General features: G+C 68.6%; 9 protein-coding genes. 5 read left to right on the top strand and 4 right to left on the bottom strand.

The window, feature by feature from the left end:
- Positions 1 to 614: 614 nt before the first annotated feature.
- Positions 615 to 1889 (bottom strand): threonine/serine exporter family protein, encoded by a 1275-nt coding sequence (locus tag ACIRGA_RS16255; protein ID WP_400941694.1) that lies wholly within the window; start codon positions 1887 to 1889, stop codon positions 615 to 617.
- Positions 1890 to 2114: 225 nt separating this feature from the next.
- Between ACIRGA_RS16255 and ACIRGA_RS16250 the strand changes: the two genes are divergently transcribed.
- Complete coding sequence (locus ACIRGA_RS16250; RefSeq protein WP_400941691.1) at positions 2115 to 3140, top strand: hypothetical protein; 1026 nt, start codon at positions 2115 to 2117, stop codon at positions 3138 to 3140.
- A gap of 231 nt (positions 3141 to 3371) precedes the next feature.
- On the opposite strand, the gene ACIRGA_RS16245 is transcribed toward ACIRGA_RS16250, so the two are convergent.
- The gene (locus ACIRGA_RS16245; protein ID WP_400941689.1) at positions 3372 to 4700 is read right to left on the bottom strand and encodes a serine hydrolase domain-containing protein; all 1329 of its coding nucleotides are present in this window, start codon (positions 4698 to 4700) and stop codon (positions 3372 to 3374) included.
- Between the two features lie 106 nt (positions 4701 to 4806).
- Positions 4807 to 5781 carry an alpha/beta hydrolase family protein gene (locus ACIRGA_RS16240; protein WP_400941687.1) on the bottom strand — a complete coding sequence of 325 codons (975 nt, stop codon included), beginning with the start codon at positions 5779 to 5781 and terminating at the stop codon, positions 4807 to 4809.
- Positions 5782 to 5843: 62 nt separating this feature from the next.
- Here ACIRGA_RS16240 and ACIRGA_RS16235 point away from each other — a divergent pair, with 62 nt between their 5' ends.
- Complete coding sequence (locus tag ACIRGA_RS16235) at positions 5844 to 6383, top strand: helix-turn-helix domain-containing protein (protein ID WP_400941684.1); 540 nt, start codon at positions 5844 to 5846, stop codon at positions 6381 to 6383.
- A gap of 81 nt (positions 6384 to 6464) precedes the next feature.
- Here the strand turns inward: ACIRGA_RS16235 and ACIRGA_RS16230 are convergent, their stop codons facing one another.
- The gene (locus ACIRGA_RS16230) at positions 6465 to 7511 is read right to left on the bottom strand and encodes a ferritin-like protein (RefSeq protein ID WP_400941681.1); all 1047 of its coding nucleotides are present in this window, start codon (positions 7509 to 7511) and stop codon (positions 6465 to 6467) included.
- Positions 7512 to 7666: 155 nt separating this feature from the next.
- On the opposite strand from ACIRGA_RS16230, the gene ACIRGA_RS16225 reads away from it, so the two are divergent.
- Genes ACIRGA_RS16225 through ACIRGA_RS16215 form a run of 3 tightly spaced genes read left to right on the top strand, consistent with a single transcriptional unit; the run spans position 7667 to position 11119 of the window.
- On the top strand, positions 7667 to 8425 hold the full coding sequence (locus tag ACIRGA_RS16225) for an SDR family oxidoreductase (protein WP_400941678.1): 759 nt from the start codon (positions 7667 to 7669) through the stop codon (positions 8423 to 8425).
- On the top strand, positions 8422 to 10152 hold the full coding sequence (locus ACIRGA_RS16220) for an FAD-dependent oxidoreductase (RefSeq protein ID WP_400941676.1): 1731 nt from the start codon (positions 8422 to 8424) through the stop codon (positions 10150 to 10152). The genes ACIRGA_RS16225 and ACIRGA_RS16220 overlap by 4 nt, the downstream gene beginning before the upstream one ends.
- Before the next feature lie 58 nt (positions 10153 to 10210).
- On the top strand, positions 10211 to 11119 hold the full coding sequence (locus ACIRGA_RS16215; protein WP_400941673.1) for an RNA polymerase sigma-70 factor: 909 nt from the start codon (positions 10211 to 10213) through the stop codon (positions 11117 to 11119).
- Positions 11120 to 11137 lie beyond the last annotated feature (18 nt).

Raw genomic sequence — 11137 nt, 5'->3', positions numbered from 1 at the left:
CAAACAAACAAAAAAACACCACCCCCCATAGTAATTTTTGCGGGGTATTCTGGAAATGGGTGGTGGGTGCGTTCGGTGGCTCGTTGCGGAAACACACCCCACTTGCCACTCACGACCCCATGGAGAACCGGTCATATGAGCATCAAACGGGCATCCTGGCGCCGGGAACGGTCCTGTGTGGACACTGCAAGGTGCAGCAAGGTGCGGTCGGCACCCGCGCCTCGCGTCGAAGGCCTCCTTGCTCACGGTCTCACCACGACACGTTTGACCTTCGGCTCGTTAGAACCCGAAACGTCACTCGCGGCCCACCCGCACTGACCATGCCACGTTTGACTTGCCCCTCAATAACCGCCTTTGCCACTCACGACCTCAGTCGGGATCGTACAAATAGATGCAAAACGGACGCCGCGCGGTCGAAGTGTGTCCCTTGTGGACATTCGGCGGCGCTTAGACGTCAGCGAAGAGGGCCCACGCCACGTTCGCCTTACCCCTCAATAACCCTCATTGCCACTCACGCCCCCTTTCGGGGAGAGGCATTTGTGGACAGTGGGGTCGGGTGGCTGCTTCCCGAAAGTGGCTCGCGACACGAAGTCCGACAGCGTCACGATAGGCGATCAGTTCAGTTCGGGAGCGCGGCTTTCGGTGTGGCGCAGTGCGGAGAGTTGGAGGCCGAGTACGACGCCGACGCCGATGGCCGCGGTGGAGACGATCGCTTCGGCCACGGCGGTCCAGGAGCCGGGGACTTGGGCGAAGACCTGCGACAGGCTGAGGTACAGCGCGGGTCCCGGGAGCACGGCGCCGGTCAGGCCGGGGATGGTGACGACGGCGGTGGGGACTCGCAGTGTCCTGGCCGCCGCGCCGGCGAGGATGCCGAGCACCGTCGTCGCGAAGAAGATCGACAGCGGTGCGGCCAGGCCGAGTAGCGAGTGTCCTGCCCAGTTCACCAGGGACGTGACGACTCCGGCGCCGCAGGCGAGCGCCCACCACCGCGCGGGCGTGCCCATGAGGATCGCGTTCCCCAGCGACCCGACCAGTGCGGTCACCGGCACCAGGGCGAGCGGCAAGGCGGCGAGCTGGACCCGGCCGGCCTCGCCGAGGATGTCGAGGTCGTTGGCCACCGACACCACGACCATGACTCCGGTGACGATCGCGCCGGTGAGCAGCAGGACCGTGACCATCCGCGCGGCGGCCATCAGGTGGTAGTCGCCGACGGCGTCTTCGACCAGCGACACGAGGGACAGGATCGGCAGTAACAACACGAGGTTCGCCGCGGAGAGGCTCGCGGCTTCGTGTCCGTCGAGCACGCCGAGGGACAGCAGCGAGATCGCGGCGATGAGCACGGTGCTCGCTTTGGCCGCGACCTGGAAGAACTCCGCGATGCCGATCAGGCCCAGTGCCCAGCCGGCGCGGTTGGCGAGCACGAACAACGCGGCCGCGCCCACCGCGGAGAGGACGGTGCCGTTGGCCTGCAGGCAGATCATTCCCGCGAGGAGGCAGCCGCCGAGCAGGCTGATGTACCACGGCCAGGTCGGGCCCGCCGCGGCGAGCTCGCCGACCGCACGCTCGGCTTCGTCAGGAGGGATCGCACCCGTGCCGGCACGGACCGCGAGCGCTTCCAGGTCGCCCATCCGGCCGATGTCGCGGGTGTCGTTCGCTTCGATACTTCCCAGCAGCACCACCGGCTCGCCGCCGTCACGCGGGCAGTACTGCACATGGATGGCCCGGACCGCGACCGAGATCCGCGGCTCCTCGATGCCGCCCGCGCTCGCCAGCCGGCGAACCGTGCGGACGACGACCGCGGTCTCGATACCCTGGCGGAACATCTGCATCGCCACGTCGAGCGCGAAGGTCAGCACACGTCGCGCCTGTGCGCGTTCGTCCTCCGACATGGCCGGAACTGTAAGGGCCCGCCCCGCCTCGGCAGGTGATCGCCAGCGGGACGGCCGCCCGGCTTGACCCGATCGTGGCAATTCCGGCTGGTGGCCTGCCATGCCCTTTCGTGCGAACGTCCGGGCAGCCTTCCCCGGCATCCAGGTGGAGTCTCCTCGCGAGGGCCCGCTCGCCGCCTTCCTCGCCGTACCCTCCCGAGGCAGCCCCGAGGTGAGGAGAGTCGCATGTCGGACGTTTTACCGGTGCCGTCGATACCACTGCTCTCCGTCCGCGTTCCTTCGATGGCTTGGCTGGAGCGGAATCCCGGCGATGATGACTTCCTCCGGTGGTCCGAGGGACAGAACGTGGTCGGCACGACCGTGCGGTGGACGAGCCCGCAAGTGCTCCGCGACCGCCGCAGCGCCGGGGTGCCTTCGATCGCGGGCAGGGGGACCGACACCGTGATGGCGTGGCGGGGCAGCGGCACGGACCGGCACATCTGGTTCGACCGGCTACGGCGGCTGCCCGATGCCGTCCCCGGTGGCACGCAGTACACCTGGGGCGCCTACGGACCGGCGGGCGCGCAGTACAACAAGAACTTTCAAACCGGTTCTTTCCCCGTTCTCGCGCAGTACCTCGGGCGGATCTTCATGTTCTGGAAGACCCCGCCCCGGATCACGGGCGAGGGCTCGCCGGCTCAACCGGACTACCCGGAACGTATGCACTGGTCGGAGCTCATCGGGAACGCCTGGAAGACACCGGTCGGCGAGTCCACGTTCGTGAGCGATTTCTGCGCGCTCCTGGGCCAGGGCGAGGTGAACACCGACGACAACATCGCGGTGGCCGAGCACGCGGGATTGCTCTACGCGGCGTGGCGCGACCGATCCACCATCCGTATGAGGACGTATGACGGGCAGCGTTGGAGCGACGTCGTCGCCCCGTTGAACGGCGGCCTGTCCGCGAGCAAGATCCCGGCACTGGTGTCCGACGGCACCCGCCTGCATCTGGCCTGGCGCAACGTGGACGACGACCACATCGCGTGGTCGACGTTGGAGGGCTCCGGTTGGAGCGCACCGAGCACCCTCTACGACCGGCGTACCGCAGGCAGTCCGGCGATGGGCGCGACCGGCCGCGGCATCGTGATGGTGTGGGTCGGCAGCACGACCCCCATGGCCCTGTGGTGGTCGCACCACACCAATGGCGAGTGGAGCGAACAACGGCCCTTCACCGATCGGACCATGAACACCGACCTCCACGTCAGCCTCGTCTGAGCGCCTTGCCGGTCGGGGCTCGGCCGGAATTGTGATACTTGTGCGATGGTGGACTCTGAAAGACCCAAGGCGGGCCGGTATGTAGCTCTCGGCACGCTTGCCGTGGCCGTTCTCGCCTTCCTTGCCTTTCGATTCGACAGCCGCTGTCCGGGACGACGCGCCGTGCGAGATCGAATTCTCCAGCAACGGGAGTGTGACGGCCTCCGGCCCGGCCCAGGGGAGCGGAGCCTGTCATCCGAGGCAGGCGCGCACGGCTTCGATCAGGTTCGCGGCCCTGGGGTCGTCGGGCCGGAAGTTCCAGAGGTTGGTGACGTAACCGAATCCCACGCCGGCGTCCGGATCCGCGAAGCCGATCGATCCGCCGGAGCCTGGGTGGCCGAAGGCTCCCGGTCCGGTCATCGGCATCGGCGGGCATGCCCGGTGGAAGCCGAGTGACATGTAGAACGAGCGGTCGGCCGGGATGTCCAGCCCAGGGGGCAGTCCGTGCATCCGTGTCCTGTCGGTCTGGACGACGGTCATTTTCTTGACGGTCGCCCGGTTCAGCAGGCGGACTCCGTCGACGGTGCTCACCGTGGCGGCGTACATCCGGGCGATCGATCGGGCGTCGGCGAGCATGTTCGCGGCCGGGAACTCCGCGGCGCGCCAGGCGCGGGAGGTGAAGTAGTCGGTCGTCGGGTCGAGCGCGCCGCCCAGTTCGCCTGCTCGCGCTTGCACGGAGCCGGGTTCCCAGAGGGCCGTGACCCATCTGGTGACGGTGTCCGCGTCCAGCCCGGTCAGTTTGATCATGCCGGCGATCAGCTCTTCCAGGGTGAACGGTGCGGCATAGTGGATCTTGGACACTCGATGCTCGTGTTTCTCGGGCAGCCCGATCCAGGCGCTCAGCCCGAGCGGGCGGGCGACCTCGTCGGCGAAGAACGTGCCGAGCGACTTGCCGGTGATCCGGCGGACGACTTCCCCGACCAGGAATCCGTACGTGACGCTGTGGTAGACGTGTTCGGTTCCCGGTTTCCACAGTGGTTTCTGCGCCTCGAGTGCCCGGATGACCGGGTGCCAGGCGCATGCCTGCTCGAAGGTCAGCGGTCCGTCGACGATCGGAAGGCCCGCCTGGTGCGACAGCAGCCAGCGCACCGGGATCTCTTCCTTGCCCGCGTCGCCGAATTCCGGCCAGTACCGGGCGACCGGAGCGTCGAGGTCCAGTTCGCCGCGTTGCGCCAGCAGATGCGCGCAGATCGCGGTGGCGCCCTTGGTGGTGGACGCGACCTGGACGATGGTGTTCTTGCGCCACGGCCGGTTCGCCTCGCGATCGGCGAGGCCTCCCCGCAGGTCGACGACCTGGCGGCCGCCCACGTAGACGCTGCACGCCGCGCCGACCTCGCCGGGGCTTTCCTTGAAGTTCCTGCGGAAGACGTCGGCGACCTTGCCCCAGCCGTGCTCGACGGCATGGCCGTCCTCGGCCGCTTCGCCGCGCCCGGCGAGGCCGACAAGCGCACCTGTGGTCAGTGCGCCCGCCAAGACCGTTCTGCGCCGAACCTGCCCCTGCTCGGATGTTCCGTCCACCATGTCGCAACCCCTTCTGGTGAATACCTGAACTCGGTTGACCTGCGGGGATCACGATCGCCGAATGCGCTGACGCGGTGCTGACACGGCCCTGACACGGGCTGGCTGATCAGGTCCTGAGCCAGTCGGCGATGTCGGTGATGACTTCGGGGTCCACGTGGTGTGGCTGCGTGTAGTCCTCGGGCATCGACGGTCCGGTGCCGGGGAAGAACATGTGATCGTCGGCGGCGTAGGTGCGGAAGGTGACGTCCGTCCGTCCGGCCAGGCCGGCGCGCCATCCGGCCAGATCGCCGTCGACGGTCAGCTGGTAGTCGCGCTCGCCGTGCAGGAAGAGCATGGGCATGTCCAGCGTCGCGGCGACCGCCACCGGATCGTAGGCGCGCATGTCCAGCCAATACGGCGCGGGCATTCCGAACGGCAGTTTCGCGGCGGGCGTGGCGGGCGAAAGATCCGGGCTGTCCACCAATTCGGCTTGTTCGGTGGCCGTCTCGACGGTGGGCAGCAGTGCCGCGGTCGCCGGATCGATCTTTGTCAGATGTTCGATGACGCGCACCATCGACCACTGCAGCGGCACGGTGTCCCCGGCGAGAACGACAAGGCCGGCCACCTCGGCTCCGGCGGCGGCCACGCGAGGCGCGAACTTGCCGCCCATGCTGTGTCCGATCACGAAGACACGATAATCGTCCACAGTAGACAGTCCGCGCAGGATCTCGATGCCCGCGACGGCATGGGGAACGTATTCCTCGGTCGGGGTGAAGCCCGGTGTGGCGGCGATCTGTTCGCGGTGCGCGTGGGTGACCTTGTCGAAACGCAGGACCGTCACGCCGCGGCTGGCCAAACCCCAGGCGATGTCCTTCAGGTTCTTGTTCGGCCCGGCCGTGCCGTCGCGATCGAACGGTCCGCCGCCGGCGAGCACCACGGCCGCCGGATGGGGACCCTCGCCGTGCGGGACGGTGACCGTGCCGGGCACGGCGAAGGCGCCCGAGCCCACGGTCACCCCGTGTTCGTCGAACAGGCCCGGATCCGCGTACTCCGGTGGCTGCCACGCTTCGAGGTCCGTATCGACCGATCCGTCCGATGTCATGCTGTCCTCCAGACTTACGTTCTCAACTTTGAGAACGGTATCACGAATGAGAACATAGCCTCATGGATTCTCTGGAGCTGCTGGCGCACCCGGTGCGGCTGCGGATCGTGCACGCCTTGTCCGGTGGGCGGACCCGCACGACCGCGCAGCTGTGCGCGCACCTGCCCGACGTGTCGAAGGCGACCGTGTATCGGCACGTCGACGTGCTCGCCACCGGGGGAGTGCTCGAGGTCGCCGCCGAGCATCGCGTGCGGGGTGCCGTGGAGCGGAGCTACCGCCTGCGCCCGGAGCGCGCGACCATCGACGCCGACGCGGTGGCCGCGGCGAAGCCCGAGGACCATCGCGATGTCTTCGCCTTGGCCATGGTCACACTGCTGGCCGAATTCAACACCTATCTCGACCGTGAAGACGCCGATCCGGTCGCCGATCTGGTCGGCTACCGGCAACACGCGGTGTGGCTCAGCCGTGAGGAGGTCGGAAGCCTGATCGACGGTCTGCGCGCGGCGATCCTTCCGTACCTGCGCAACCCGGCCACTCCTGGCCGTGCGCGGTATCTGCTGAGCCCGATCCTCTTCCCGGCCGGCGGTCAGGCCGAGACGTAGCCGTGTTGTGACCGGCGCGGCGAAATCTCCGTCGTCCTGCTCGCCGGCCGGGAGGGACCGGCGAGCACGACGGCCCGTACTTCAGTTCCGCAGCTCGGGTGGCACGTATTCGAAGGTCGGGCCGGCGGTCGTCTTCCCGTCGCCCGTCGGCATCTTCATCAGTGCCAGCGCCTGCTTGCGCAGCCCGAACATGGTGCCGACGGCGTCCTTCAAATCGCCCGGGCTGCCGTTGAAGGCCTCCTCCAGCTGGTAGAGCAGCAGGCTGTAGGTCTGGTTGAACTCTTCCTGCGCGACCCGGATCGGGCTCCCCACAGGGTTGTCGGCGGTCCGCGGGTTGTGGCCCATCGGCAACACGCCGTCGAGGTCGACCGCGATCTTCTCGCCGGTCGGCCCGGACTGAGGTGTGTCGCCGGTCCGGTAGCGGCGGCCCAGCCGGAGCTCCTGGAACCGGTAGTAGTGCGCGACCTCTTCCCGCTCGGGATGGAAGACGTCGCGATCGCCGTCCCACACGTCCGTGCGCGCGGCGCCCTCGCCCTGCTCGACGACCTCCGCCAACGCGGCCAGCGCCGACTTCAGGTCGTGGACCGGGATCACTTCGCCACCTCCGCCCCTGAGGTGGTACTCGCCGATCTGCCGGGCCGGATCGCCGCTGAAGACCTTCTCCTCGCCCAGCTTGTCGCACAGGGCGCGGAAACCGGCTTCGATGGCGGCGTAGAACTGCCCGATCGTCTGGTACTCGTCGGCTTGCGGCGGCGCGTCCGCCGACGCGGGCTGTTCGATGCGGAGGAACAGATCGAGGGCTTCGGGCCCGAACGGGGCCAGGTGGACGTGCACGGACCGGTCGCCGTGCGGCAGCGGATGCGGATACGGCGGCAGCAGTTCCGGCGTGTCGAGCTTGGGCGCGCCGCCGACGGCGTTGAGCAGATTCGCCGCCAGCGCCAGGTGGATCATCTCCTCGGCGAGGACCGTGCCGACGACTTGGGCGGCTTCGGCGTTGCGGGCGGGGTCCAAGGAGTACAGCGCGCACAGGTACGGGGGAATCGTCGCGTGCTCGAGCTCGATCGCCCACTGCAGGTGGCGGCGGAGATCGTCGATCGTTTCGATGGCGTGGGCGCCACTCGTGTCCATGCGGTACCTCGGTTCGTCGGATCGGTGTCGCCAGCCAGGACAGGACGCCATCGCGGTTTGTGACATCCGGGCTGTCACAAACCGGGAGCCTGTCGTGTCCTGGTTGGAGAACGGCGTTTCCCGGATCGGCCGGGACGCGGAACGAAAGGCATCCCATGAAGATCGTCGTGATCGGCGGCAGCGGGCTGATCGGCTCGAAACTCGTCCGGAAGTTGGGAGAACACGGCCATGAAGCCGTCCCCGCGTCACCCGATTCGGGCGTGAACACGTTGACCGGCGAAGGGCTGGCCGAGGTACTGGACGGCGCCCAGGTAGTCGTCGACGTTTCGAACTCGCCCTCGTTCGCCGACGACGCCGTGCTGGACTTCTTCCGCACCTCCACCGGAAACCTCCTCGCCGCCGGGGAGAAGGCCGGAGTGGAGCACCACGTGGCGTTGTCGGTGGTCGGCACCGAGCGGCTCGCCGAAAGCGGTTACTTCCGCGCGAAGATCGCGCAGGAAAAGCTCATCAAGGACGCGGGGCGGCCGTACTCGATCGTGCACGCCACACAGTTCTTCGAGTTCGTGGGCGGCATCGCCCAGTCGGCGACCGAGGGGAACACCGTGCGCCTGTCGGACGCCCGCATCCAGCCCATGGCCGCCGAGGACGTGGCCGCCGCGGTCGGCCGGGTCGCCGTCGGCGCACCGCTGAACGGCACCGTCGAGGTGGCCGGTCCCGAACAGTTCGGTCTCGCCGAGCTGATCCGCACCGGCCTGGCCTTCCGCGGTGACCCCCGTGAGGTCGTCGCCGACCCGGAGGCACGCTACTTCGGTGCCTTGCTGGACAAGGACATGCTTCTTCCCGGTCCCGATGCGCAGCTCTCCGCCACCCGGTTCGCCGACTGGCTGCCGCTGAACCCGGCACCGGCGAAGTGACCACGACCGACCGTCAGATCGCGACGTCCGTTCTCGTCATCGGGACCGGCGGGAGCGGCTTGCGCGCCGCGATCGAACTGGCCGAACGTGGTGTCGACGTGCTCGCGGTCGGCAAGCGGGCGAAGTCGGACGCGCACACCACGCTCGCCGCCGGTGGCATCAACGCGGCGCTGGCCACGATGGACCCGGAAGACTCCTGGCAGCAGCACGCGGCGGACACGCTCAAGGAGAGCTACCTGCTGGCCGATCCCGAGACCGTGCGGATCGTGACCGAAAACGCCGCCCGTGGCATCGAAGACCTCGAACGCTACGGAATGCCCTTCGCGCGCGAGGACGACGGGAAGATCTCACAGCGGTTCTTCGGCGCGCACACCTACCGCCGGACCGCGTTCGCCGGTGACTACACCGGACTGGAGATCCAGCGGACATTGGTCAACCGGGCCGCGCAGCTCGGCGTCCCGATCCTGGACACGGTCTACATCACGCGGATCCTGGTCCGGGACAACGTCGTCTTCGGTGCCTACGGGTTCGACCTCGAGGACGGGACGAGGTACGTGATCCACGCCGACGCGGTGATCCTCGCCGCGGGCGGGCACACGCGGATCTGGCGCCGCACTTCGTCCCGGCGGGACGAGAACACCGGTGATTCGTTCCGGCTCGCCGTGCTGGCCGGTGCCCGGATCCGGGACGCCGAGCTCGTGCAGTTCCATCCGTCCGGCCTCATCGCGCCGGAGAACGCGGCGGGCACCCTCGTCTCCGAGGCGGCACGCGGCGAAGGCGGAGTGCTGCGCAACGCGCTCGGCGAGCGGTTCATGGCCCGATACGACCCCGACCGGATGGAACTGTCCACACGCGACAGAGTGGCGCTGGCGGCCTACACGGAGATCAAGGAGGGCCGGGGAACGCCGGGCGGCGGGGTGTGGCTCGACGTCTCGCACCTGCCGAGGGAGACGATCATGCGCCGGCTGCCTCGGGTCTACCAAACCCTGCTCGAGCTCCAGATGCTGGACATCACCCGGGAACCCATCGAGATCGCCCCCACGGCGCACTACTCGATGGGCGGTATCCGGGTCCGGCCGGAGGATCACGGAACCGGCGTCGAGGGCCTGTACGCCCTCGGCGAGGCGGCGAGCGGCCTGCACGGCGCGAACCGGCTCGGCGGGAACTCCCTGATCGAGCTGCTGGTCTACGGGCGCATCGTCGGTGCGGCCGCCGCGCGCTACTCCCGTGACCTGGGAGCGCAACAGCGGTCGCCGTCGGCGATGGAGGAAGCCCGGCGCGAGGTCGACGAGCTGCTGGCCGCCGACGGCTCGGAGAACGTGCGCGCCCTGCAACGGACGTTGCGCGACACCATGACGGAACACGCCGGTGTGGTCCGCGACGAGACGGGCCTGCGCACCGGCCTGGCCGAGCTGGACGAACTGGAAGCCCGGATGCGGGACCTGGGCGTGCATCCCGACACCGCCGGGTTCCAGGACCTCGCGCACGCGTTCGACCTCAAGGCCGCGGTGCTGGCCGCGCGCGCCACTCTCGAGTCGGCGCTGGAGCGCCGTGAGACACGGGGCTGCCACAACCGCGCGGACCATCCCGGGCTCGACGAGTCGCTGCGCGTGAACCTCGTGTGGTCCGGGCCGGGACAGGTCGAGCGCGAAGAGCTTCCGCCGATCCCGGAGGAGATCGCGTCGCTCATGCGTGAGGTCTCCACCGCGGGCAAGCTCGTCGAATGAGCAGGAGGGTCCCGGCCGCGCCGCCGGGACCCTCTGGCCGGCCTCGTAGAGTGGTGAGGTGGCGGATTCCTTGGTGGGTAACGAAATCGGCGGAGCGGACGATCTCGAGGAGGCCATGGCCGTCTTCACGCGGATGCGGCCACGCCTGTTCGGGATCGTGTACCGCATGCTCAGCAGCGTCACCGAGGCCGAAGACCTCGTGCAGGAGGTCTGGCTGCGCTGGCAGACCTATGACCGGTCCACAGTGGTCAATCCGGAGGCGTTCCTGGCCACGACCACCACCCGGCTGGCCATCAACGTCCTGCAGTCGGCGCGGAAACGGCGCGAGACCTACATCGGGCCGTGGCTGCCCGAACCGGTCGACACCAGCGCGGACCCGTACCTGGGCGCCGAGCGCGGCGAGGCTTTGGAGTTCGCGGCCCTGCTGCTGATGGAGAAGCTCTCCCCGAACGAACGCGCGGCCTACGTGCTGAGGGAAGCCTTCGACTACTCCTACGCGGAGATCGCCGACATCCTGTCCGCGACCGAACCCGCGGTGCGTCAGCTGGTCAGCCGGGCCCGCAAGCACATCGCGAGCGAACGGCGCGCACCGGTGACCGCGGCCGAGCAGCGCGAGCTGCTGACCACGTTCCTCGCCGCCGCCCGCTCGGGCGATCTGAGCGCGCTGGAGCGGCTCTTCACGCCGGACGTGACCAGCCTGTCCGACGGCAACGGCCGCAAGGGGATCGCCCGCACGCCGATCGTCGGCGCGACGCGGGTGGCGAAGTTCCTGCAGGCGATCTCCACCTGGTTCTGGGACGGCGTCGACGTCGGCTGGGCGATCACGAACGGGCAGACTTCCGCCGTGCTACGCCAGGACGGCGTCGTGTACGGCCTGCTCACCGTCAGCGCCACCGCCGACGGCATCGACCAGCTGCTGTGGCTGGTCAACCCCGAGAAGAACGGGGCGGTGTCCGTCGGGGGCTGAGAAAGAACGGGGCTTCGG

This window comes from Amycolatopsis sp. NPDC102389 (assembly GCF_044765885.1).
Classification (GTDB): Bacteria; Actinomycetota; Actinomycetes; order Mycobacteriales; family Pseudonocardiaceae; genus Amycolatopsis.
The sequence above is the reverse complement of the archived record's forward strand: the minus strand, read 5'-3'. Positions and strand labels throughout refer to the sequence as shown.

What these genes read in the sequence shown, in the direction of transcription:
- ACIRGA_RS16255 (WP_400941694.1), bottom strand. Translation starts at nt 1,889, where the DNA reads ATGTCGGAGGACGAACGCGCACAGGCGCGACGTGTGCTGACCTTCGCG.
- ACIRGA_RS16250 (WP_400941691.1), top strand. Translation starts at nt 2,115, where the DNA reads ATGTCGGACGTTTTACCGGTGCCGTCGATACCACTGCTCTCCGTCCGC.
- ACIRGA_RS16245 (WP_400941689.1), bottom strand. Translation starts at nt 4,700, where the DNA reads ATGGTGGACGGAACATCCGAGCAGGGGCAGGTTCGGCGCAGAACGGTC.
- ACIRGA_RS16240 (WP_400941687.1), bottom strand. Translation starts at nt 5,781, where the DNA reads ATGACATCGGACGGATCGGTCGATACGGACCTCGAAGCGTGGCAGCCA.
- ACIRGA_RS16235 (WP_400941684.1), top strand. Translation starts at nt 5,844, where the DNA reads ATGGATTCTCTGGAGCTGCTGGCGCACCCGGTGCGGCTGCGGATCGTG.
- ACIRGA_RS16230 (WP_400941681.1), bottom strand. Translation starts at nt 7,511, where the DNA reads ATGGACACGAGTGGCGCCCACGCCATCGAAACGATCGACGATCTCCGC.
- ACIRGA_RS16225 (WP_400941678.1), top strand. Translation starts at nt 7,667, where the DNA reads ATGAAGATCGTCGTGATCGGCGGCAGCGGGCTGATCGGCTCGAAACTC.